The 20,631-nt window shown below is 71.6% G+C and carries 20 protein-coding genes; 12 read left to right on the forward strand and 8 right to left on the reverse strand.

What is annotated here, in order from left to right; all coding sequences use genetic code 11:
- The first annotated feature begins 7 nt into the window (after window positions 1-7).
- The 10 genes from ACIRVK_RS27275 to ACIRVK_RS27320 all read left to right on the forward strand — a co-directional run bounded on the left by ACIRVK_RS27275 (window position 8) and on the right by ACIRVK_RS27320 (window position 8,104).
- Window positions 8-1,222, forward strand: coding sequence for an acyl-CoA dehydrogenase family protein (locus ACIRVK_RS27275; protein WP_404251473.1), 1,215 nt, complete (start codon window positions 8-10; stop codon window positions 1,220-1,222).
- A complete protein-coding gene (locus ACIRVK_RS27280) occupies window positions 1,222-1,995 on the forward strand; it encodes an SDR family oxidoreductase (protein ID WP_404251475.1) in 774 nt (257 codons plus the stop codon). Before ACIRVK_RS27275 ends, ACIRVK_RS27280 begins: the two co-directional genes overlap by 1 nt.
- Window positions 1,992-2,768: an SDR family NAD(P)-dependent oxidoreductase gene (locus ACIRVK_RS27285; RefSeq protein ID WP_404251477.1), complete on the forward strand. Its 777-nt coding sequence runs from the start codon at window positions 1,992-1,994 to the stop codon at window positions 2,766-2,768. The genes ACIRVK_RS27280 and ACIRVK_RS27285 overlap by 4 nt, the downstream gene beginning before the upstream one ends.
- Window positions 2,765-3,583: an enoyl-CoA hydratase/isomerase family protein gene (locus tag ACIRVK_RS27290; RefSeq protein ID WP_404251479.1), complete on the forward strand. Its 819-nt coding sequence runs from the start codon at window positions 2,765-2,767 to the stop codon at window positions 3,581-3,583. The genes ACIRVK_RS27285 and ACIRVK_RS27290 overlap by 4 nt, the downstream gene beginning before the upstream one ends.
- Before the next feature lie 64 nt (window positions 3,584-3,647).
- The gene (locus ACIRVK_RS27295; protein WP_404251481.1) at window positions 3,648-4,274 is read left to right on the forward strand and encodes a TetR family transcriptional regulator; all 627 of its coding nucleotides are present in this window, start codon (window positions 3,648-3,650) and stop codon (window positions 4,272-4,274) included.
- A 133-nt stretch (window positions 4,275-4,407) separates the two neighbouring features.
- Window positions 4,408-4,758 carry a nuclear transport factor 2 family protein gene (locus tag ACIRVK_RS27300; RefSeq protein ID WP_404251483.1) on the forward strand — a complete coding sequence of 117 codons (351 nt, stop codon included), beginning with the start codon at window positions 4,408-4,410 and terminating at the stop codon, window positions 4,756-4,758.
- Complete coding sequence (locus tag ACIRVK_RS27305) at window positions 4,755-5,135, forward strand: nuclear transport factor 2 family protein (protein WP_404251485.1); 381 nt, start codon at window positions 4,755-4,757, stop codon at window positions 5,133-5,135. The genes ACIRVK_RS27300 and ACIRVK_RS27305 overlap by 4 nt, the downstream gene beginning before the upstream one ends.
- 26 nt (window positions 5,136-5,161) lie before the next feature.
- Entirely contained in the window at window positions 5,162-5,482 is a 321-nt protein-coding gene (locus tag ACIRVK_RS27310) for an EthD family reductase (protein WP_404251487.1), read from the forward strand.
- A gap of 46 nt (window positions 5,483-5,528) precedes the next feature.
- Window positions 5,529-7,061: a class I adenylate-forming enzyme family protein gene (locus ACIRVK_RS27315; RefSeq protein ID WP_404251489.1), complete on the forward strand. Its 1,533-nt coding sequence runs from the start codon at window positions 5,529-5,531 to the stop codon at window positions 7,059-7,061.
- Entirely contained in the window at window positions 7,058-8,104 is a 1,047-nt protein-coding gene (locus tag ACIRVK_RS27320; protein WP_404251491.1) for an MBL fold metallo-hydrolase, read from the forward strand. The genes ACIRVK_RS27315 and ACIRVK_RS27320 overlap by 4 nt, the downstream gene beginning before the upstream one ends.
- A 17-nt stretch (window positions 8,105-8,121) precedes the next feature.
- Here the strand turns inward: ACIRVK_RS27320 and ACIRVK_RS27325 are convergent, their stop codons facing one another.
- Both ACIRVK_RS27325 and ACIRVK_RS27330 read right to left on the reverse strand, forming a co-directional pair.
- Window positions 8,122-8,871: an SDR family NAD(P)-dependent oxidoreductase gene (locus ACIRVK_RS27325; RefSeq protein ID WP_404251493.1), complete on the reverse strand. Its 750-nt coding sequence runs from the start codon at window positions 8,869-8,871 to the stop codon at window positions 8,122-8,124.
- Window positions 8,872-8,892: 21 nt separating this feature from the next.
- Window positions 8,893-9,696, reverse strand: coding sequence for an SDR family NAD(P)-dependent oxidoreductase (locus ACIRVK_RS27330; protein WP_404251495.1), 804 nt, complete (start codon window positions 9,694-9,696; stop codon window positions 8,893-8,895).
- Between the two features lie 91 nt (window positions 9,697-9,787).
- Between ACIRVK_RS27330 and ACIRVK_RS27335 the strand changes: the two genes are divergently transcribed.
- Entirely contained in the window at window positions 9,788-11,326 is a 1,539-nt protein-coding gene (locus ACIRVK_RS27335) for a CHAD domain-containing protein (protein WP_404251497.1), read from the forward strand.
- Between the two features lie 131 nt (window positions 11,327-11,457).
- Complete coding sequence (locus ACIRVK_RS27340; protein WP_404251499.1) at window positions 11,458-12,243, forward strand: VOC family protein; 786 nt, start codon at window positions 11,458-11,460, stop codon at window positions 12,241-12,243.
- Window positions 12,244-12,599: 356 nt separating this feature from the next.
- Here ACIRVK_RS27340 and ACIRVK_RS27345 read toward each other — a convergent pair whose 3' ends face one another.
- The 6 genes from ACIRVK_RS27345 to ACIRVK_RS27370 all read right to left on the reverse strand — a co-directional run bounded on the left by ACIRVK_RS27345 (window position 12,600) and on the right by ACIRVK_RS27370 (window position 20,469).
- Window positions 12,600-13,565, reverse strand: coding sequence for a DUF1731 domain-containing protein (locus ACIRVK_RS27345; protein WP_404251501.1), 966 nt, complete (start codon window positions 13,563-13,565; stop codon window positions 12,600-12,602).
- Window positions 13,566-13,625: 60 nt separating this feature from the next.
- Window positions 13,626-15,806 carry a GH92 family glycosyl hydrolase gene (locus ACIRVK_RS27350; protein WP_404251503.1) on the reverse strand — a complete coding sequence of 727 codons (2,181 nt, stop codon included), beginning with the start codon at window positions 15,804-15,806 and terminating at the stop codon, window positions 13,626-13,628.
- Window positions 15,807-16,025: 219 nt separating this feature from the next.
- On the reverse strand, window positions 16,026-16,709 hold the full coding sequence (locus ACIRVK_RS27355) for a polysaccharide deacetylase family protein (RefSeq protein WP_404251505.1): 684 nt from the start codon (window positions 16,707-16,709) through the stop codon (window positions 16,026-16,028).
- Window positions 16,706-17,380 carry a glycoside hydrolase family 11 protein gene (locus tag ACIRVK_RS27360; protein ID WP_404251507.1) on the reverse strand — a complete coding sequence of 225 codons (675 nt, stop codon included), beginning with the start codon at window positions 17,378-17,380 and terminating at the stop codon, window positions 16,706-16,708. Before ACIRVK_RS27360 ends, ACIRVK_RS27355 begins: the two co-directional genes overlap by 4 nt.
- A 284-nt stretch (window positions 17,381-17,664) precedes the next feature.
- A complete protein-coding gene (locus ACIRVK_RS27365) occupies window positions 17,665-19,137 on the reverse strand; it encodes an arabinose isomerase (RefSeq protein ID WP_404251509.1) in 1,473 nt (490 codons plus the stop codon).
- A 33-nt stretch (window positions 19,138-19,170) separates the two neighbouring features.
- Window positions 19,171-20,469, reverse strand: a complete 1,299-nt coding sequence (locus ACIRVK_RS27370) for an MFS transporter (RefSeq protein ID WP_404251511.1) — start codon at window positions 20,467-20,469, stop codon at window positions 19,171-19,173.
- Between the last annotated feature and the right edge of the window lie 162 nt (window positions 20,470-20,631).

Below are 20,631 nucleotides of genomic sequence, written 5' to 3' on the forward strand. Positions count from 1 at the left end.
GCCACCCATGGATTTCGGACTCTCCCCGAGGGCCGACGAGCTCCGCACGCGGATGGCCGTGTTCATGCAGGAGTACGTCCTGCCCGCCGAGCCCGTCTACGACCGACAGCTCGCCGAGGCCGACGACCCACACCAACTACCCCAGATCATGCAGGAATTGAAGGAGAAGGCGCGAGCCGAGGGACTGTGGAACCTCTTCCTCGCCCACGGCGACTGGGGTGCCGGCCTCACCAACCTCGAGTACGCGCCGCTCGCCGAGCTGGCGGGACGCTCCGTGATCGGGCCCGAGGTGTTCAACTGCTCCGCCCCCGACACCGGCAACATGGAACTGCTCGCCCTCTTCGGCACCCCCGGGCAACAGGACCGCTGGCTGCGGCCCCTGCTGGCCGCCGACATCCGGTCGTGCTTCGCGATGACCGAGCCGGAGGTCGCCAGCTCCGACGCGCGCAACATCCGTACCCGCATCACCCGCGACGGCGACGAGTACGTCGTCAACGGCCACAAGTGGTACACCTCCGGGATCCTCGACCCGGACTGCCGGCTGATCATCCTGATGGGCGTCACGGACCCGGACGCGCCGACCTACCGGCAGCAGAGCATGCTGCTCGTCCCGCGCGACACCCCTGGCGTCACCGTCCTGCGCGACCTGCCCATGTTCGGTTACACCGACCGCTGCGGCCACGGCGACGTGCTCTTCGAGGACGTACGCGTGCCGGTCTCGTCCCTCCTCGGCGGCGAGGGAGAGGGATTCGCCCTGGCACAGGGGAGGTTGGGCCCGGGACGCATGCACTACGCCATGCGGGCCGTCGGGTTCGCCGAGCGCGCACTTGAGTTGATGTGCCGCCGTACCTTGACCCGGACCGCCTTCGGAGGACCGCTCGCCGAGCGCGGGGTCGTCCGTGAGTGGATCGCCCGCAGCCGTATCGAGATCGAGCAACTTCGGCTGCTGGTCCTCAAGTCGGCCTGGCTGATGGACACCTCCGGCAACGCGGCCGCGCGCACCGAGGTCGCCGCGATCAAGGTGGCCGCGCTGGAGGTGGCCCACCGGGTGGTCGACCGCGCCGTCCAGGCGCACGGCGCGGCCGGGGTCAGCGACGACACCGTACTGGCCCGGCTGTACGCCATCACCCGGGCGCTGCGGATCGCCGACGGGCCCGACGAGGTGCATCTGCGGACCGTCGCACGACGTGAACTGGCCAAGTACCCGGAGGAGGAGGCGTGATGGGTCAGCAACTGGACGGCCGGGTCGCCGTGATCACCGGCGGCTCCCGGGGCATCGGCCTCGGAATCGCCAAGGCGTACCGGGAGGCGGGCGCCCATGTGGTCATCGCCGCGCGGAAGCCGGGGGGACTGGCTTCCGCGCGCGAGGAACTGCTGCGAGTGAAGGGCGACGGCGAGGTCCACGAAGTGGTCGCCAACGTCGGTGAACCCGAGGACGCCGAGCGCTGCGTCGCGGAGACCGTCTCCCGCTTCGGCCGCCTCGACCTCCTGGTCAACAACGCGGCCACCAACCCCTACATGGGCGATCTCCTCGACCTCGACCTGCCGCGCGCGGAGAAGACCGTCCGGGTCAACCAGTACGGCATGATCGCCTGGACCCGGTGCGCCTGGCGGGCGTGGATGAGCGAACACGGGGGAGCGGTCGTCAACATCGCCTCCGTCGGCGGGCTGATCGTCGATCCCCACATCGGCTGGTACAACGCCACCAAGGCGGCCATGCTGCACATGACCCGGCAACTCGCCTACGAACTCGGGCCGAGGGCACGCGTCAACGCGATCGCGCCCGGACTGATCAAGACCGAGCTGGCCCGGGCGGTATGGGAGCCGAGGGAGCCGATCCTGACGGCGAAACTGCCGTTGCGCAGGCTGGGGACAGTCGAGGACGTGGCGAACGCGGCGCTCTTCCTGGCCTCCGAGTCCTCGTCCTGGATGACGGGGCAGACGCTGGTACTGGACGGCGGGGCGACGGTGCTGCCGATCGGGGTGGAGCAGTGACCGAGGTGGCCGAGTTGTTCTCGCTGCGGGGCCGGACCGCCGTCGTCACCGGGGCGTCGTCCGGGCTCGGGGCGCGTTTCGCCAAGGTGCTGGCATCGGCCGGCGCCACCGTCGTGGCCGCCGCGCGGCGGCTGGAGAAGCTCAAGGAACTCGCCGACGGCGACTCACGCATCCACCCGGTCGACTGCGACGTCTCCCTGGAGGATGACCGGGTGCGGCTGATGGCAACGGCTCTCGACGCGACCGGCCGGATCGACATCCTCGTCAACAACGCGGGCGCGTCCGGTGCGGTACGTGCCGAGGAGGAGAGCGCCGACGACTTCACCGGCGTCCTGGGCGTCAACCTGGTGGCCCCCTTCCATCTCGCCCGCCTGCTGGCGGAGGCGCCGACGTCCGACGCGACCGGCGGTGCGACGCGATCGGTCGTGAACGTCTCCTCCGTCCTCGGACTGGTCTCCGGCGCCCCCCTGGGCGGGGCGGCCTACGCGGCCTCCAAGGCCGGGCTCATCGGCCTGACCCGTGAGCTGGCCGGACAGTGGGGGAGGGCGGGAGTGCGGGTCAACGCTCTCGCGCCCGGCTGGTTCCGCTCGGAGATGACCGAGGAACTGTTCTCCGACGAGAGGGCCCGGCGCTGGGTCGAACGCGGAACGATGCTCGGCCGGGGCGGTGTGCGCGGGGAACTGGACGGAGCCCTGCTCTACCTGGCCTCGGACGCCTCGTCGTACTGCACCGGACACGTCCTGACCGTCGACGGCGGTTGGACTGCGCGATGAGGGCGAGCGTCGGGATCGGCGACGAAGGACTGGCACGGATCGAGCTCTGCCGTGGATCGGGCAACCCGATCGACCTGGCGACGGCCCGGTCGCTGCTGGCCGCCGCCCGGGAGTGCGAGAAGGCGCGGGCGCGGGCGGTGCTGCTGACCGGACGGGGACGGTCCTTCTGCGTCGGCGGCGATCTGAAGGAGTTCGCCGAACTCGACGGGGAACGCCTGGCAGGGCATCTCGCGGAGGTCACCGACGCGCTCCATGGCGCGCTGCGGATCCTCTCCGGACTGGACGCCCCGCTGGTGGTGGCCGTACAGGGATCCGTCGCGGGGGCCGGGCTGGGGCTGCTGGCCGCGGCGGACGTGGCGCTCGCGGCGACGGACGCCGGTTTCACGGCGGCGTACACCGCCATCGGCTACACGCCGGACGCCGGGGTCAGCTGGTCCCTGCCGAGGCTCGTCGGACCGCGACGGGCCCTGGACCTGCTGCTGACCAACCGGCGCGTCGGGGCCGCAGAGGCCCTCGAGATGGGTCTGGTGAGTCGGCTCGTCCCGCCGGAGCACCTGTACGAGGAGGCCGAGCGGACAGCGGGCGCGTTGGCCCGCGGGGCCACGGCCGCATACGGGGCGACGCGGCGGCTGGTCGGCGGGGCGCTCGGCGCCGACCTCGCCGACCACCTCGACACCGAGGCCCGCCACCTGGTCGCCGCCGCGGTGTCCACGGAGGGCCGCGAGGGCGTGGCGGCGTTCCTCCAAGGGCGGCGGCCCGACTTCGCGGAGCTGGGGGAGGGACCACGCCCGATCCCTGATTCGTACCCGACTTGAACTTGGGTCTACTCTCGGACGACCGGACGGTGATCGACGCCGCCCGCACAGAGAGGGAGAGACGATGGCGAGGGCGCGGATCGTGGATCCGGAGGAGGGGCCCCGGTCGAAGCGCGGCGCGATCCTCGTGGCCGCCGTGGAGCGGTTCGGCGAGGACGGCTACGAGAACACCAAGTGGTCGGAGGTCGCCGACCGGGTCGGCATCGGACAGACCGCCCTGTATCACTACTTCGAGTCCAAGGCCCACTGCCTGCTCACCATCATGCGCCTCGAACTCCAGCGCTCCCACGACCAGTTCGTCGAGGCCACGAACGAGCCGACCGACCCGGTGGAGGAACTGCGTGCCGCGGTCAGGGCCGCGTTCGCGGTGAGCGAGCAGGAGATCCGCCAGATGCGCATCCTGCAGGCCAACATGTCCCTGCTCGCCACCCCGCGCAAGTCCAAGCGCGAGGAGACCGAGCGCGTCGCGGCCCGCCAGCTGGTCCAGATGGTCGAGCGGGACTGGACGAGCCTGCTGATGCGCGGCATGTCGACGGGCGCCTTCCCGGTACGCGACGCGCACACGCTGGGGCTCGCGGTCCTCGGCATGATCGTCAGCGTCTGGCGGTGGTACCGCCCCACCGGCGCGATCCCCCTGCCGGAGATCAGCGAGATGATCGAGGGGTGTGTGGTGCGGATGGTCGCGGAGTAGCGCCACTCGAGGTCACGCCCCGCCCCTTGTCGGCGGCGGGGCGACTCGCTTACAGTCAAATTGAACTGAACTCAGGTTGTTTCATAGTGCTGATGTCATGATGGTGAATGGCGCTGAGGGAGAGCGATCGGCAATGGTGCTTCGCGAATACATGGCCAGGATGGACGGCCAGGATCCGGAAAAGGCCCTCGAACTGCTGGAACCCGGTTTCCGGTTCCTGATCGCCCTCCCGGGCGGTCAGCGGACCGGCAGCTCCCGCGAGGAGTTCGCCGGGTACATCGCCGGGCGCAACGCGGTGGACCGCAGGCACGAGATCGTGCGCTACTCGGCGGACGGCGACGTCGAGACGGCGTACGGCTTCGTCGTGGACGAGGGTGTGACGACGGGGGCCTTCCTGTCCGCCGCACAGGTGTCGCCGGCCGGTCTGATGGCGCGCTACCAGTCCTTCTTCACCACCGACTTCGACCTCGTGGACCGGCCATGAGCGCGCCGTCCACCTCCGCCGCCCCGTTCCTGACCACCTGGTTCGGGATCCTGGACAGCGACGACGCCGACCGGATCCTCGACCTCATCAGCGACGACTTCTCCTTCTCCATCCTGTTCTCGACCGGCGGCGACGCCGGCACCGACTTCCACGGCGGCCGGGCCGAGATGGAGGGCTACCTCGCCCAGCGCGAGGTCGGCGTCCGCACCCACCACCTGCTCACCGCCTCCACCGTCGGCCGAGACGAGCTGTATCTCGGCGAGGTACGCAGGTCGGGCGCACCGGAAGCGACCTTCGTGGCCTCGGCCCGGCTCGACGACGACGGCCGGGTACGCCGGCTGCTGATCGGGCGTTCGCCCGCGGTCCTGTTCACCTGAGGCAGTGCGATGCCCGAGGAGGCGCGATGTACAACCTCGTCCTGCTGGCGGCCAGGCCGCCCGAGTGGACCCACGAGCGGTTCATCGCCTGGTGGCGCGGCGAACACGCCGAACTGACCCGCCGGCTGCCCGGACTCAGGTCCTGGCGGCACACGGATGTCGACGCGGCCCTCGAACCGCGCTCGGAGGGCTGGGACGGCGTCTCCGTCCTGGGCTTCGACAGCGCGGAGGACCTGCGCAAGGCGTTGCAGAGCCCCGAGTGGGCGGCGGCCGTCGCCCAGGTCGGCGACATGCGCGGACGCCGGATCGCCGTCATGGGCGGCGAGTTGGAGATGTACGCGGACTGAGCACGGCGGGGCGCCGAGCCCCCTTCGCAACGAGGCGAGGAAGCGGATGCGACAGACAGTGCGGGAGTTCCACGAACGGTCCGAACAGGCCGACTTCACAGCCGTCGTCGACGACCACGGACGCCACGGCGCGCGCGACCTGCTGCGCCGCGCGACGGAACTGGCCGAAGCGATGACCCCGGACGGCACACCGGGTGGCACGGTGCTGCTCCAGGCCGACAACTCGTGGCGGACCGTCGCGGCGACCCTCGCCGTGGGGCTGACCGGAGGTGTCCTCGCCCTGGTCAACCGGCACACGACCCGTGCCGAGTTCACCGCCGCGATGGAGGACATCCGGCCCGACGTGGTGATCGCCGAACCGTCCGCGATGCGGGAATGGGACGGCGCCGCGTCCCTGCCGGGGGCGCGGACGGCCGAGTCTCTGGACGGCTGGACCGTGCTGGCCGGCCGCGGTCCCCGTGATGTCTCCCGCTGGTCCGGCGGCACCCTCATCGGCCTCACCTCCGGCTCCACCGGACGGCCCAAAGGTGTCGTGCAGTCCGAGAGCGCCCTGCGCTACGCGTGCTCCTGCACGGTCGACATCAACGGCCTGCGGGAGGGGGACGCGGTGGCCGCCGTCGTCCCGCTCTCCTCGACCGCCGCCTACTGCTTCGGGGTCTGCCTCTCGCTCATGCTCGGCGGACCGCTCGTCCTGTCCGGCCGGTGGGACCGCGAGGAGGCGCTCGCCCGGATGGCCGCCCATGAGGTGCGCTGGACCATGTGCGTGCCGACCATGGCCCTGCAGATGGGGTCCGCCGCGGCCGGCTCCAAGGTCCTCGACTCCGTCCGCTCCGTCACCGTCGGCGGCGGACCGATGGACCGCGGCGCCCTCGCCCGCGCCGAGCGCTCCCTGGGGACGCGGATCCTGCGCGTCTTCGGCATGTCCGAGTGTCTGGGCCACACCTCGCCCCGGCCCGACGACCCCGAGGAGATCCGGCTCGGCCGCGACGGACGCCCCTTCCCGGGCACCGACCTGCGGGCCGTCGCCGCCGACGGAACCGTCCTCGGGCCCGGCGCGACGGGCCGCGCCCAGGTCCGCGGCCCGTCCCTCTTCCTCGGCTACGCCCGCGACGGCAAGGTCGAACCGCCCGCCCTCACCCCGGACGGCTTCTTCCCCACCGGCGACCTGCTGGTGACCGGCGACGACGGCACGGTCACGATCATGGGCCGGGAGAAGGACGTGATCATCCGTGGCGGCCGCAACCTCGACATCACCGAGATCGAGCGTGCCGTCGCCACCCATCCGGCGGTGGCCCGCGCCTGTGTGGCACCCGTGCCGGACCCGCTCCTCGGGGAACGCGCCGCCGTGCTCCTCGTGGTCGAGGACGGCAGCGCCGAACTCGGCCTGCACGAGATCACCGAGCACCTCGCCCGCACCGGCCTGTCCAAGGCCAAGTGGCCCGAATTCGCTTTCACCGTAGGCGAGTTGCCGCAGACCACCGTCGGCAAGCTCGACCGCTCGGGAGCCCGCACGCTCGCCCACGACCTGCACGCGCGGCTCGCCGCACAGCCCCGACAGCGCCGGCAAGGAGATGCATGACCACCCCCACGACCCACACCCCCCGTCTCGACCGCGGCCGATGGGCACACCCGGGACCCGAGACCGTCCGTCCCGGCGTCCACCGCATCCCGCTCCCGCTGCCGGAGGACGGGCTGCGGGCCGTCAACGTCTACGCGCTGGAGGGGCTGACGGACGGGCTGGTCCTCATCGACGGCGGCTGGTCCATCCCCGAGTCCCGCAAGGCACTCGAGGACGCCCTGGCCCACCTCGGCCACGACCTCGCCGAGATCAGCCATGTCCTGGTCACCCACATCCACCGTGACCACTACACCCAGGCCGTCGAACTGCGCAGGTTGCTCGGCTCCAGGGTCTACCTCGGCGCCGGCGAGCGACGCGGCCTGGAGCAGTTGGGGAAGGTGCGCACCGACGAGCCGGTCAGCTCGCTGGACACCCTGCGCCGGGCCGGCGCCCAAGACCTCGCCGAGCGTGTCGCCGGCATGTACGACGGCGGCTTCGACCCCACCGTCTGGGAAGCCCCCGACCGCTGGCTCCAGGCGGAGGAACTCCGCTTCGGTGACACACGACTGACGGTCGTTCCCACTCCCGGCCACACCCAGGGCCATGTCGTCTACCTCGACCGGGCGCGGGGACTGCTCTTCTCCGGGGACCACGTCCTGCCGCACATCACCCCGTCCATCGGCTTCGAACTCGGCGGCCCCGCCCTGCCGTTGGGCGACTACCTCGACTCACTGCACCTGATGACCACGTTCGCCGACACGCAACTGCTGCCCGCGCACGGCCCGGTCGGCGACAGCGTGCACGCGCGGGTGGGTGAGCTCCTGGCCCACCACGACGACCGGCTCGCCGCGACGCTCGCCGCTCTCGGCGGCCGTACGCGCACCGCGCACGAGGTCGCGACGGAGCTGGGCTGGACCCGCCGCAAGGTGTCGTTCTCCGAGCTCGGCGCCTTCGACCAGATGCTCGCCGTCAACGAGACCGCGGCACACCTCGACGTACTGGTGGCCCGTGGACGGGCCGCGTGCACGCAGGCCGACGGGGTCAACCGGTACCTGGCTGCCTGAGACAGGTCCGGCGGCGCTCACCGAGCCGTCCAGCCTCCGTCGACGTAGAGCTCGGACCCGGTCATGAAGCCGGCGTCGTCGGAGGCGAGGAAGGCCACGGCGGCGGCGACCTCCTCGGGCGTGCCGAGCCGGCCGAGCGGCGTCCCCTCGACCATCGCGGTCAACCGGGCTGTGCCGCGCCACAGCTCGCGGGACCGGGGCGTCTCGATGAAACCGGGGTGCAGCGAGTTCACCCGGACGCCGCGCTCCGCCCAGTGCAGGGCGGCGTTCTTCGTCATGAGGCGTACGGCGCCCTTGGCGGCGTGGTACGAGAACTGGGCGCCGAAGCCGCCGACGGTGCCGAAGATCGACGCGACGTTGACGATGGAGCCGCCGCCGGAGCGTTCGATGGAGGGGCCGCCGTACTTCATGCCGAGCCAGACACCGGTCTGGGTCACGCCGAGGACCTGGTCCCAGGACTCCCTGGTCTCGGTCTCCACGGTGTGCATGGTGGCGATGCCGGCGTTGTTGACCAGCACGGACAGCTCACCCAGGGCTGAGGTCACCGACGCGACGACCTCGCGCCACGCCGACTCGTCGGAGACGTCCAGGGGAAGCCCGAGCGCACCGCCGCCGACCTCCTCGGCGAGCTTGCGGCAACGGTCGGCGTCCAGGTCGGTCACCACGACCGCCGCGCCCTCGGCCGCGAGGCGCCGCACGACGGCCTCGCCGATGCCTCCCGTGGCACCCGTCACCAGCGCCGTCTTCCCGGCCAGCCTCGACTGCATACGCATCTCCTCCGGTGTTCTTCAGTCCCGTACGCCGAGCCAGGCGAGGGCACCGCCGTCGATCACATAGGACGAGCCGGTGATGAACGCGGCGTCGTCGGAAGCCAGGAAGCACGCCAGCTTGGCCACCTCCTCGGGTCGTCCGAGCCGCTCCACCAACTGGGGCGCGGTCAGCTCGCGTTCCATGGCGTCACGGTCCTCGGCGGCGGCGATGTAGTCGCGGGCGAGCGGGGTCTCGATGACGCCGGGGCAGAAGCAGTTGCAGCGCACCGGCGCCAGGTCGACGGCGGTGACCTTGGTCAGCTGGATGACGCCGGCCTTGGTGACGCCGTAGGCGGGGGCGTTGGGGAAGCCGGTGAGGCCGGAGACGGAGGCCGTGTTGACGATGGCGGGCCCGCGCGTGGAGCGGCGCAGATACGGGGCGGCGAACTTGGTCGTCAGCCACACCGCCTTGAGGTTGACCTCGTAGACGGCGTCCCAGACCTCCTCGGAGAGCGAGTCGACCCCGCGTCGCGCCGCGGTGGTGAACGCTGTCTCGATCACCCCGGCGTTGTTGACCAGGACGTCGAGTCCGTCGAGGCTTTCGGCGGCACCCGTGACCATGTCGGCGACGCTGTCCCGAACGCGCAGGTCGCAGACGATCGCCTCGGCCCGCGCCCCGGCGGCGCGGACCAGTTCCGCGGTCTCGGTGACCGTCTCCTCGTTCCGGTCGGCGACGGCCACCGCGGACGCGCCCTGCCGGGCCATCCGCACGGCGATCGCCCGCCCGATGCCCTGCCCCGCGCCGGTGACGAGCCCTGTCTTGCCGTCCAAGGAACCCATCATGAGTCGACTCCCGAGCTCCGCGTCACCTGAACTGAACTTACTTCATTATTGCTGGGTGTTTGAGTGTCGTCCAGGTGTGTACGCGGTGGACATGACCCAGTCCCAACGTGAGACAGAACGAAAGTACGAAGCCCCGCCGGCCGACGACACCTCGTGGCTCGCGGAGCTCACCGGCGTGGCGGGCATCGCGTCGGTCGTGGACCAGGGCACCGAAGAACTCGACGCCCTCTACTACGACACCGAGGACCTGCGCCTTGCGGGTGCGTCGGCCACGCTGCGGCGCAGGACGGGCGGCCCCGACGCGGGCTGGCACCTCAAGCTGCCCCTGGCCGGGGACAGCCGGGAGGAGGTGCGGGCCCCGTTGTCCGACAGCGTTCCCGACAGCCTGCGCGCGCTGGCCCTCTCCCGCACCCGGGACGCGGACCTGACCCCGGTCGTCCGCATCCGGTCGACGCGCCGCACACACCAACTCGTCGACGACCACGGCACGGTCCTGGCCGAGGTGACCGTCGACGGCGTCCGCGCCGACTCCCTGGGCGCCGCGACCACCCGGGCCGCCTGGAGCGAGATGGAGGTCGAACTCGCCGAGGGCGCGGATCCCGCATTGCTGGACGCCGTGGACAAGACGCTGCGCAAGAACGGCATCGAACGTGCGGCACACCCCTCGAAGCTCGGCCGGGCCCTGGCGGAGACCGGAGTCGGCGCACCGCGCCTGCCCGACGCCCGCGCCGAGAGCGTCGTGGCCGGTTCGGCGGGCGACGAGATCCTCACGTACCTCGACGAGCAGGTACGCACCCTGGTGGACCTCGATCCCGCGGTGCGACGCGACGTGCCCGACTCGGTGCACCGGATGCGGGTCGCCTGCCGGCGGATGCGCAGCACCCTGCGCACCTACCGTTCGGTGCTCGACCGCGAGGTCACCGATCCGATCCGCGCGGACCTCAAGTGGCTCGGCGGCGAACTGGGCGCGGAGCGCGACCAGGAAGTCCTCATGCAGCGGCTCGAGACCCGCCTCGCGGTCGCGCCCCGGGAACTCGTCCTCGGTCCCGTCGCCGCCCGGCTGAAGGCATGGAACGTCGCCGAGAGCGCCACGGCGCACCAGCGCTCCCTCGACGCCCTCCACACCCCCCGCTACCTGGCGCTGCTCAGCTCGCTGGCCGAGCTCACCGAGCGGCCCCCACTGCGCCGCAAGGCCGCCCGCAAGCCGAAGAAGGTCCTGGCGAAGGCGGTCCTCGAGGAGTACGACAGGCTGGCGGCCCGGGTGGCACACGTCCTGGAGCTGCCTCCGGGCACGGAACGTGACAGGGCCCTGCACCAGGCCCGTAAGGCCGCCAAGAAGACCCGCTACGCCACCGAACCGGGGCGGGCCTCGCTCGGCAAACCCGTGAAGCGGCTCGGCAAGCGCGTGAAGGCCGTACAGAAGGTGCTCGGGGACCACCAGGACAGCGTGGTGGCCCGGGACGCCCTGCGCCGTCTGGCCCTGGCGGCGCACGCGGCCGGGGAGGGCGGGTTCACCTGGGGCCTGCTGTACGGCCAGGAGCAGGCCGTGGCCGCGCAGCGCGAACGGGAGTTGCCGCAGGTGTGGGCCGAGGCTTCCGAGCGCGGCCCGCGCAGGAAACTCGGAGGCTGACCCGGGTGCCCCTCGCGCGCCCCCGCTCGGGTGAAAGGCCCCCCGGGATCCGGGTCGGTGCACCGGACCTCCGCCGTGCGGGCGGCATCGTGGCGGGGTCTCGACACCGGACGCCGTAGGAGAGGGAGCACATGCTCGGCACGAACTTCCGCACCGGATCACCCAACTGGATCGACCTCGGCAGCGCAGACACGGACGCTGCCGCCGCCTTCTACGAAGCCGTCTTCGGATGGCGGTTCGTGTCCGCCGGGCCCGACGCGGGCGGGTACGGGTTCTTCCAGAAGGACGGGAAGACCGTCGGCGCCCTCGGGCCGCTGACGGAGCCGGGCGCCGCGCCCGCCTGGACGACGTACTTCCAGACCGGAGACATCCAGGCCACCACGCGTGACGTGGTCGCCGCCGGCGGCAGCGTGCGCGCCGAGCCGATGGACGTCATGGGCGAGGGCTGGCTGGCCCAGTACACGGACCCGCAGGGCGCGCGGTTCGCCGTGTGGCAGCCGGGACGGACGAAGGGCCTGGAGAAGGTCTCCGAGGACGACACGCTGGTGTGGGTGGAACTGCACGTCGGTGACCCGGAGGCGGCGATCCGCTTCTACAACGGGCTGTTCGGATGGCGCTTCCAGGAGATGCAGGCGCCCGGCATGACCTACCGGGTGCTCAGCATCGCCGACGGCGACCAGCAGGAGGGCTCGTTCGGCGGCGTGGCCCCGCTCCAGGGTGAAGCGGAGCAGGCGCGCTGGGTGCCGTACTTCGCCGTGGCCGACGCGGACGCCGTCGCCACGAAGGTGCAGGACAACGGCGGCTCGGTGCTCATGCCCGCCGCGGACGTCCCGGACGTAGGGCGGATCGCCTGGCTGGCCGACCCGGGCAAGGCCGTCTTCGCGGTCCTGAAGCCGAATCCGCGCCAGGAGGCCTGAGAGCGTGAGGGCCGGTCCGCGGCGGCACCCACCCGACAGGTGTGGGGCGGAACTTCCTTCGCTGTCAGGAGGCCGCGCCTTCCGGACCGGTGACGACGGGTGCGGTGAGGTCGGTCTCCTCGGGGAGTTCCTCCGCTCCGCCGGCCGGACGCGGAGAGTCCTCGGGGCGGGCCGGAAGGTGGTCCTCCCCGGGCGCGGGGGGTGCAACGTGGCCGGGTGCGGGGATAAGCCCGTCCGGGTTCAAGGGGGAGCTACGTATCGTCCCTGGAGAGGTCGCCGTGCGCTGAGTGGTCGTGGACGTCCGGCTGGGATCGGCGGCCGGGTCGACATGCGGTGCCTGTGCCGGGGGCCGGGCTCTATCGAGCCCGCGCCGGTGCGAGTCGGCGTGTGCGTATCTGGCGTACGAGGTCCTCGGCCGCCCCGCGCCACTCCGGGTGGGTGAAGAGGAAGCCCGCGTCGAGCAGGCGGCCGGGGACGACGCGGCGGCTTTTGAGGAGTAGTTCCGTGTCCGAGCGCAGGGCGAAGGCGCCCAGCTCGGCCATCCAGCGGGTGGCGGGCAGGCCGAGAGGGACGCCCCAGGCGGTGCGCAGCGTGTGCATGAGCATGCTCTGGGGAAGCGGGGCGGGCGCGGCGAGGTTGACCGGGCCGGTGATGTCGTCCCGGTCGGCGAGGAAGCCGACCGCGCGGACGAAGTCGTCGGCGTGGATCCATGACACGTACTGCGCGCCGCCCGCGACCGGTCCGCCGAGGCCCAGCCGGGCCAGCCCCAGCAGGACGTCGAAGACGCCGCCGCGGTCCGGGCTCATGACCATCGCCGAGCGCAGGGCGACCTTGCGGGTGCGCGGGGTGTCCGCCTCCTCCTGCTCCCGCTCCCAGGCCTTGGCGATGTCCACGCTGTAGGCCCAATAGCCGGGGACGCCGGGCTCGGCTCCGCCGATCACGCCGGTGGCCTCGTCGTTGGGCGCGTCGAAACGGTGGGAGTAGATGGTGGCGGTGCTCATCTGCAGCCAGACCCGCGGCGGTCGGACGGCGGCCGCGATCGCCTCGCCGACGACGCAGGCGGAGTGCACCCTGGAGTCCATCATGGCCCGCAGGTTGGGGGCGGTGTAACGGCAGCTCACGCTGCGTCCGGCCAGGTTGACGACGACATCGCTGCCGTCGATGGCCTCCACCCACGGCCCCGGCGTCCTGCCGTCCCACGCGACTTCGCCCGGTCGCGTCGGGCGCCTGGTCAGTACCACGATCTCGTGCCCCTCGGCGCTCAGCGCCCGCTTCAGCACGGTCCCGACCTGCCCGGTCCCTCCTGCCAGCACGAACTTCATCGGCTCGATCCTCCCGTTTTTCTGTCGGCTGGACCGAGCCTAGCGCAGAGTTGAACGTGTTCAATTATTAGGGCCGGTGGTCGGCTTCGGTTCCAGTTGGTAGCGGAGGACGCCGCCCCTCGACGGGAACTCCTCCGGGAGGAACGCGGTGTCGGTGGGATGGCCGTCCAGGGTCAGGGCCCGTACGCGGGTGTTGCCCGCCGAGGCTTCGGGGGCGAGGACCGTGAAGGTCACCCCGTTGCCGCGGTGGACGGTGACCGTGGGGAACAGCGGGCTGGCCAGGGCGAGTTGGGAGCTGCCGGGGATGTGCGGGTACATGCCGAGGCTCGCCCAGACGGCCCAGGACGACATTTCACCGAGATCGTCGTTGCCGACGAGACCGTCCGGGCGGTCGGAGAACAGGGCGGTCAGGACGCGCCGGACGGTGTCCTGGGCGCGGTCGGGGCGGCCCGCCGAGTCGTAGGCCCAGGGCGTGTCGAAGGACGGCTCGTTGCCGAGATAGGCGTACGGCTGGTCGGGACCGGCGTCGAGTTCGGTGAAGAACCTGTCCAGGCGGGCGGTGACCGCCGCGTCGCCGCCCATCGCGGCGAACAGGGCGGGCAGGTCGTGCGGGACCAGCCAGGTGTACTGCGCGGCGTTGCCCTCGACGTACTGCGTGCGCTGGGCGGGTGTGAAGGCCGGCCAGGTACCGTCGGCGGCGCGGGGCTGGAGGTAGCCGCTCGCGGGGTTGAACAGGTTGCGCCAGTTCCCGGAGGCCCGCGCGAGGGTCGCCCGGCTGCCCGCGTCGCCGAGGCGTCCGGCCAGCCGGGCGAGCGCGGCGTCGGCGACGGCGTACTCCAGAGTGGTGGACGCGCTGCCCCAGACGCCCTTGGTCGCGGCAGGGACGTAGCCCAGCCGGTCGTACCGCTCGTGCCCCGGCCGTTCCCTGCCGTTCTCCCGGCCCGCCAGGGCCGTCCGCAGCAGCCCCTCGGCGTCGAAGCCGGTGCCGCCGAAGGCGTGGATCGAGGCGGCGATGGCCGGCAGCGGGTCGCCGACCATGACGCCGGTTCCGCCGTTCGCCAGGGTCCAGCGGTCGAAGTACCCGGCCTGGCGGCCCTGTTCGAGGACGGACTGGGCGATGTCGGAGGCCTCCCGCGGCGCGAGCAGGGCGAGCAGCTGGACCTGGGAGCGGTAGACGTCCCAGCCGGAGAAGTCGGCGTACTGCGCGTGTCCGGGCCGGGTGCGGTGGATCAGGCCGTCCATCCCCGGGTAGCGGCCGTCGGTGTCGCTCAGCACGCTGGGGTGCAGCAGGGAGTGGTAGAGCGCGGTGTAGAAGACGCGCCGCTGCTCGTCCGTGCCGCCCTGCACGGCGATCCTGCCCAGCCAGTCGTTCCACAGGTCGCGGGTCGACTGCTGGACCGTTTCGAAGGAGCGGGCCGCCTGTTCCGCGAGCAGGTTGGCACGGGCGGCGTCCACGCTCACGAAGGAGATGCCCACGCGCACCGTCACCGTACGGGTGCCGGGCGCGAAGGAGAGGTAGGCGCCGGCGTTCCTGCCGTCGAGCGGCTCGCTGTGTGCGAAGGGCTGGTCGAAGACCGCGTGGAAGTAGAGCCGGTAACGGTTCGACTTGCCGCAGAATCCGCCGCTGTCGGTGTGGCCCGACAGCGTGCGGGACCCGATGGTGATGTCGCCGGTGGCGTCGTTGGAGGCCTTCGCCGCGTCCACCGTCAGTCCGGCCGGCTCGGTGTCGTCCGCCGGGTAGGTGAAGCGGGCGATGCCGGAACGCCGGGTCACGGTGATCCGGGTGCTGATGCCGTCGTCGAACCGGACGCCGTAACTTCCGGGCGACGCCTGCTCGTTGCTGTGGGAGAAGCGGGCGAAGCGCGCCGCCGGGTCCGGGCCGGGGCGGCCGGTGAGCGGCATGAAGGGGATGTTCCCGTAGTCGCTGCAGCCCGCGCCGGAGATGTGGGTGAGGCTGAAGCCCCGGATGCGGTTGTCGACGAACGCGTAGCCGCCGTGCTGGCGCGTGACCGTGTCGGGGCTCCACTGGATCCCGCCCAACGGGGCCGCGGCACCGGGGAAGGTGTTGCCCGCTCCGCCGCCGTGTCCGAAGTCGACGCCGCCGGGCGCCGTGCCGACGAAGGGGTTGACGTAGGCGGCCGGATCCGCCGACGTGGCCGGCTGGGGGATGGAGGCCGCGTGGGCCGGCGGGGCCAGCAGGACGGCCGAGGCCAGGGCGGCCGCGAGGGGGTGCAGGCGCACGAAGCTCTCCTGGAGACGGTCGGGCGTCGGTGTCGTACGACGACGGTCCGCTCACGGTCGCTTCCGGGGGGCCCGATGGCGTGACGCCGTGCCGAGGCACGCCGATCAATCAGGCTCCCGGCGCAACGCGCCCGCCGGAGTGCCCCGGCGCGGATGCGGCGCGGCAGCTCGTGGCAGCCGCGCCGCAAGTGCGGTGCCCGCGTGGGGCGTTGCCGGAGATCAGGCCGGGGCCACGGCCCGCCCCGTCTGCGGGGAGATCATTCCGGCGCACAGGCCGCGGCCGGCGAGACCCCGGGCGATGCGTGGGATCGCCGCGACCGTGTTGGCGGGCCAGTCGTGCATCAGGATGACCTGGCCGTTCGTGAGCCGCCCCGCGGCCTGGACGATCGCGTCCGTGCTCGCGCCGTTCCAGTCCTGGGAGTCCACGTCCCAGATGATCTCCTTCAGCCCGTACTTCGCCTCCACGCTCCTCACGGTGGCGTTGGTCTCGCCGTACGGCGGCCGGAACAGCCTCGGCGTGCCCCCGCCCGCGCTCGCGATGGCCTGCTGGGTACGGGAGATCTCCGAGTCGACCTGTGCCTGGGAGACTTGGGTGAGGTGGGGGTGGGTGTAGCTGTGGTTGCCCACCCACATGCCGGCGCTCACCTCGGCACGGACCTCGGCGGGGTACGCGGTCGCGTACCGGCCCTCGTTGAACAGGGTGGCCCGCAGCCCGTTCTGCCTCAGCGCGTTCAGCAGGTTCGGCGTGTTGCCGCCGGGACCGTCGTCGAAGGTGAGCCCGACGTAGCCGGTGCACGCGGCGGCCCGCGCGGGCGCGGCGGCGAGGGTGAGGGTGCCTGCGGCCAGGGCCACGGCGGCGGTCGCCGCCAGCGAGCGTAAGGGCAGGCGGGGCCAGGCGCTCACGACGCCACCGTGATGTTCGAGTTGCCGCTGCTCTGGTAGCCCTCCGTCGCGAGGATCATGTAGTACTTGAAGCTGCCGAGGGGCATGCCGGCGCGGCCCCAGGCGTCGAAGTGGTTGCCGGTGGTGATGGACCCGCCGGTCCGCCTCGACTGCCGCACGCTCCAGTACTGGTTGAAGGTCCTGGTGCCCTCGACGGACGGGGCGTTGTACCGGGTGGTCTGGTAGATGTCGTACGTGCCGCCGTCGCTGGTGACCGTGCCCTTGTACGCTCCCGTGGGCCGGTAGGAGCCCCAGTTGTCGACGATGTAGTACTCCACGAGCGGGTTGGACGTCCATCCGTACAGCGACAGATAGCCGTTGCCCGACGGGTTGAAGCTGCCCGAGTACGACACCGTCCTGCGGGAGCCGTTGCTCCAGCCCTTGCCGGCGACGAAGTTGCCGGTGTTCCGCCAGTTGGTGCTGTAGTTGCCGCCGGAGCCGAGGGTCATGGAGACCGTGCCCTGCGAGTCCGTCCAGAACGAGTAGTAGAAGCCGTTGTTGGTGCCGGTCTGGTTCGTGGTGACGACCGTGGCGGCCCGGGCGGTGCCGGGCAGTGCCAGCGCGGCGGTGGCGCCCAGCAGCATGGCGCAGGCGGTCCGACGGGTCGTCGTGGGTGCGGGTGCGACGTCCATGAGCGGTTTCCTCCGTGTCCTCCAAGGGGGTGGGGTTTCGGTGGGACAGTGTTGGCCTGTCCTCGTCAAGCGTCAACAGTTTCGGCAAACGATTCGAAACATTCGTTGTCAGTGACGCGCAGTGGAGGAGGAAAGCGGCAGGTAAGGCCGTCAGGTGATGGAAATCGGACGCTTGGCTCAATCTCGAGAGCGCATCGGGCAGATGGCGGTGTCTGATTGCTCTTCGAATGTTTCGGAAGCTTTCCGGTCCGTGAAGCCGGGGGGTGCGACGGTGAGCCGCGTGCTCACACCGCTCGGTGTTCGATGCCCAGCAGGCTCGCCGCGGCGCGGAAGTCGGCCGTGCGGTGGCCGAGCGCCAGGGACCAGTGGTGGCCGACGCCGGTGGCGCTCCAGGCGTCGACCCACTCGCCGGGGTCGCGGCCGAAGTCGACTCGGCTGGTGGTGTTGCCGATCTCCAGATGGGCGCCGGGGACGACGCTGCCCTCGGAGCTGATGAACGACAGGCTGCCGTCCGCGTCCTGGCCGAGGCCGAGCAGGGTGACCGGGCCGTGCCGGACGTCGAACTCGACGCTGACGCCCCAGCCGCGCTTGCCGTGGTAGACGCCCAGCCCGCGCAGCAGCGGGTCGGCGGCGCTGACGGCGAGGTGGGCGGGCCCGTCGTGGCCCATCTCCACGATGCCGGCCTCGAAGTCGAGGGCCTGGATCTCGGTGAAGGAACCTCCCGCGCCCACGCTCTGCGAGGCCAACTGGGCGACGCTGGTGCGCAGTTCGTACTCCCCGGCGGCCGGGACGCCGCGGGCGGTGAGCAGGGAGGCGCCGAGGATCATGCCGGCGCCGAGCCGTTCGTGCAGTTCGCCGTCGAGGCCGCGGTGGTAGTAGGCGAGGGTGTCGAGGCCGAAGTCCTCCACGAGCCGGTCCAGGGCGACGGAGACGGTCGCCCCCCACGCGAAGTCCTCGTCCACCACGCTGTCGTCCACCGTGAAGACGCGCCGGGCCAGCTCCACGCGCTCGCGGGTCTGCGCCTCGGTCACCTGCTCCACCCGGTGGCGCAGGTCGTCGAACTCCAGCACCTCGACGTGCGAGCCGAAGGTCGTCGGCAGCAGGGTCAGGTCGGTCGACACGTCCAGCATGCCCGGATACAGATGTCCCATCAGGCCGTGCCGCGCGTGCCGGAGCGCGGCCCGCACATGGGCCGCGCGGATCCACTGCCCGATGCGCCGCCACGCGGACTCCTGGCGCAGCCAGCCCGAGACCGACCGGAAGGGGATGCCCGCGCGGCGGAAGACGTTGCCGACCTCGGGCACGGGGCACTGGCCGCAGTAGGCCAGCCAGGCGCCCGTGTCGAAGGTGGCGTGGTCCATCCGCTCGGACGGCTGCAGGTCGACGACCAGGACCGGCGTGTGCGTGCGTCGCGCGATCGGCAGCACCATCGACGAGGTCAGGTACGTCGTCAGGAACAGCACGATCAGATCGCAGTCCGCCCGGCGCAGCCGCTCGGCCGCCGCCGCCCCTTCCTCGGCGTCGGAGACGAAGCCGACGTCCGTCACCTCCGCGTCCAACCCCCCGATCCGCTCGGCGACATACCGGGCCGACTCCTGCAACTGCGGCAGCAGGCCGGGGAACTGCGGCCAGTAGGTGCCCAGGCCGCCGGCGACCAGGCCGACACGCGGACGGCGGCGGGGCACCGGAGGCAGCAGGTCGCGCAGGACGGCGACGCGGTCCTCGTCGCTCGCGGTCGGGGTGGGGGGCGTAGCCATGGTCGGTGCTCCTTGTGAGGTCCGCTGCGACGGTCAGGCCCCGGCCACTCCCAGATCCGCCGGGGCGGCGGCGGGCTCGGGGGCACGCCGGATGAGGACACGGATGATGTACACGCCCGCGATGGCCGAGGCCGCCATGCACAGGGTGATCGACCAGAGCAGGACGGACGCGCTGTACTCCATCAGGGCGGGCGTGACGAAGGCGACGCCCGCGAAGACAGCCCGCGACAGCGCGTAGGTCAGGCCCTGGGTGGTGCCCCGGGTGTCGGGCGGCAGCGTGAGCTGTGACCACACCTTGTAACTCGCCTCGCCCGCGAAGGGGTTGGAGATCTGGTACAGCACGAAGAAGACGAGCATGCCCGCGAGGGCGCCCGCCGTGAGGGAGGCGATGCAGAAGGCGCCGATCTGCACGATCGTGAACACGTAGAACAGCCGGTCGCGCCAGGGGGTGTCGGCGAGGCGGACGAACACGAAGGTCAGCACCAGCGCGATCGGCAGGAAGGCCAGATTGATCCCGGTGGCCAGGCTCTGCGAGGCGCCGCTGACCGTGACCAGCAGATAGGTGCCGAACTGGCCGAAGGTGTTGGCCCCGATGCCCCAGGTGACGTAGTAGAGGAAGGTCGCGGTCATCGGCAGCAGCGCGGCACGGTTCCACACGTTCCTGAGCGCCGTGCCGCGCGGGGCGGCCAGCGCGGCCGCCTCCTGGGCCACTTCCGCGTCGGAGGGTTCGTCGGCCAGTTCCAGTCGGGAACGCAGCTGCCAGGTCACCAGCGCGGCCACCGCCAGATGGCCGGTGATGCACCGCGCCCCGGTCATGCCGGTGTCCGACAGCAGATAGCCGAGGAAGATGACGACGACGATGCCGGCCACCCACATGACCTGGGTGAAGGACACCAGACGGGCCCGGCTGCGGGCCGGCGCCGCGTCCGAGACCACGGCCAGGGAGGTCGGCAGGTCGGCACCGGCGGCCAGGCCGGCCACGAGCACGCCGACGAAGAGCACGATGTCGTTGGGTGCCAGCGTGATGACGATCGCGCCCAACGCGAAGCAGAAGATGTCCCAGTTGTAGACCCGGCGACGGCCGAACATGTCGGCCAGCCGTCCGCCGACCAGGGAGCCGACGGCGATGCAGCCGGTGACGATCGCGCTGATCGCGCCCGCCATCCACACGCCCATGTTGTAACTGTCGCGGTAGATGGCCAGGTTGACGGCGATGCTGACGATGAGGGCGGCGTCGAGGTAGGAGGCCATGCCCGACAGGGCCGCGACCTTCCACAGGCGCCTCGGGATGGGTTGTTCCGCGTGATCCGGTGAAGCCGTGGTTCGGGCCATGATGCGACTCCGTCGTCTGGGGAATGGCCGAGCGGAGGGGGACGTCGCGGCTCTGCGGCCGAGTGCAGCGACTATAGGGTCAAAAAAACGTTACAACAAGGCGTGCGGCACGCATCATCTGCGAACGAGTGACGAGCGCCGGAGCATGTTCCCCGCTCTGGC

This window comes from Streptomyces sp. NPDC101152, assembly GCF_044768275.1.
GTDB lineage: Bacteria > Actinomycetota > Actinomycetes > Streptomycetales > Streptomycetaceae > Streptomyces.

Excerpts from the sequence above, each read along its gene's own strand:
- ACIRVK_RS27340 (WP_404251499.1), top strand. The coding sequence starts at position 11,458 with ATGCTCGGCACGAACTTCCGCACCGGATCACCCAACTGGATCGACCTC.
- ACIRVK_RS27325 (WP_404251493.1), bottom strand. The coding sequence starts at position 8,871 with ATGCAGTCGAGGCTGGCCGGGAAGACGGCGCTGGTGACGGGTGCCACG.
- ACIRVK_RS27295 (WP_404251481.1), top strand. The coding sequence starts at position 3,648 with ATGGCGAGGGCGCGGATCGTGGATCCGGAGGAGGGGCCCCGGTCGAAG.
- ACIRVK_RS27345 (WP_404251501.1), bottom strand. The coding sequence starts at position 13,565 with ATGAAGTTCGTGCTGGCAGGAGGGACCGGGCAGGTCGGGACCGTGCTG.
- ACIRVK_RS27320 (WP_404251491.1), top strand. The coding sequence starts at position 7,058 with ATGACCACCCCCACGACCCACACCCCCCGTCTCGACCGCGGCCGATGG.
- ACIRVK_RS27335 (WP_404251497.1), top strand. The coding sequence starts at position 9,788 with ATGACCCAGTCCCAACGTGAGACAGAACGAAAGTACGAAGCCCCGCCG.
- ACIRVK_RS27300 (WP_404251483.1), top strand. The coding sequence starts at position 4,408 with ATGGTGCTTCGCGAATACATGGCCAGGATGGACGGCCAGGATCCGGAA.
- ACIRVK_RS27280 (WP_404251475.1), top strand. The coding sequence starts at position 1,222 with ATGGGTCAGCAACTGGACGGCCGGGTCGCCGTGATCACCGGCGGCTCC.
- ACIRVK_RS27360 (WP_404251507.1), bottom strand. The coding sequence starts at position 17,380 with ATGGACGTCGCACCCGCACCCACGACGACCCGTCGGACCGCCTGCGCC.
- ACIRVK_RS27305 (WP_404251485.1), top strand. The coding sequence starts at position 4,755 with ATGAGCGCGCCGTCCACCTCCGCCGCCCCGTTCCTGACCACCTGGTTC.
- ACIRVK_RS27290 (WP_404251479.1), top strand. The coding sequence starts at position 2,765 with ATGAGGGCGAGCGTCGGGATCGGCGACGAAGGACTGGCACGGATCGAG.
- ACIRVK_RS27275 (WP_404251473.1), top strand. The coding sequence starts at position 8 with ATGGATTTCGGACTCTCCCCGAGGGCCGACGAGCTCCGCACGCGGATG.
- ACIRVK_RS27370 (WP_404251511.1), bottom strand. The coding sequence starts at position 20,469 with ATGGCCCGAACCACGGCTTCACCGGATCACGCGGAACAACCCATCCCG.
- ACIRVK_RS27330 (WP_404251495.1), bottom strand. The coding sequence starts at position 9,696 with ATGATGGGTTCCTTGGACGGCAAGACAGGGCTCGTCACCGGCGCGGGG.
- ACIRVK_RS27365 (WP_404251509.1), bottom strand. The coding sequence starts at position 19,137 with ATGGCTACGCCCCCCACCCCGACCGCGAGCGACGAGGACCGCGTCGCC.
- ACIRVK_RS27315 (WP_404251489.1), top strand. The coding sequence starts at position 5,529 with ATGCGACAGACAGTGCGGGAGTTCCACGAACGGTCCGAACAGGCCGAC.
- ACIRVK_RS27310 (WP_404251487.1), top strand. The coding sequence starts at position 5,162 with ATGTACAACCTCGTCCTGCTGGCGGCCAGGCCGCCCGAGTGGACCCAC.